Source organism: Burkholderia sp. LK4, from assembly GCF_001043615.1.
GTDB lineage: Bacteria > Pseudomonadota > Gammaproteobacteria > Burkholderiales > Burkholderiaceae > Burkholderia > Burkholderia cepacia.
Map to the genome: position 1 here is coordinate 1 of NZ_LDUL01000098.1, position 930 is coordinate 930.

General features: G+C 65.1%; 1 protein-coding gene. It reads right to left on the bottom strand.

Going from position 1 to position 930, the window contains the following annotated elements; translation table 11 throughout:
* A partial coding sequence (locus tag VK92_RS35615; protein WP_048029190.1) for a type VI secretion system Vgr family protein occupies positions 1 to 930 on the bottom strand: 930 nt, incomplete at both ends.

Genomic DNA, 930 nt, shown 5'->3' on the forward strand with positions numbered 1-930 from the left:
GCGCGGCGCGCGATACGGCACCTTCTTCGGCAGCAGCGCAAAGCTGTTGCGGTACGGCAGCTTCGCGCTGTGCTGCGTGTAGTCGTTCACCGCCTCGTGGCGCACGTGCAGGATCACGTATTCCTGGTTGTTCTCGAGCACCGGGTGATTCGCCACGGTGACCGCGCCCGCCGTGGTCATGCGCCACGCGTAGCCGCCGCCGGTATAGCGGTGGGCCTGCGCCTCCTCGGCCTCCATCGCAAAACGGGCGTAACGGTTGCCGTCATCGCCGTGGTCGTACAGCGACTGGTGCTCGAACCGCTCGGTCGCGTCGAGCCGCGCATGCTTGAGGTTCTGCGGCCCAGCTTCCACCAGCATCAGCGGCGACGACGGGTTCTGGTGGTTGAAGTCGCGGAACGTGACCTTGCCGACGCCGAAGCGCCGGCCTTCGTGCAACTGGTCGATCCCGCTGTCCTCACTCGCCTCGGTCGCCGCGAACGGCACCGTGGCGAGCCCGTCGATCGGGCGGAACAGCAGGTTCGAATCGCCGATCACCAGGATGTGCTTGTCCTTCTCGTAGCGGTGCGTCCAGACGAGCCCCTCCTGCTCCATCAGCCGCGCGCAGAAGTTGTAGTAGCTCTCCTGGTACATCACGACATACTCGAGCGGCTTCTGGCTCGTCCGGATATCGAACACGAAGTCGGAAAACCCGTGCTCCTGGAAGATCTCGGTGAGGATGTCCTGCGCGGTCTTGTTCTGGAAGATCCGGCAGTCGGTCGAGCGCGTCAGGAACCAGAACCACGGCACCGCCGTCAGGTGATACTGCGTGACGTTCCCGGGGTTGCCCGCGCGGTCGAACGACGCCACGTAGCCGTCGAAATAACGGTCGTTGTCGCCGGTACCCGATGCGACGACACGCTCGAGCGTCGACAGGCGCGCCTGCTGGTCGAA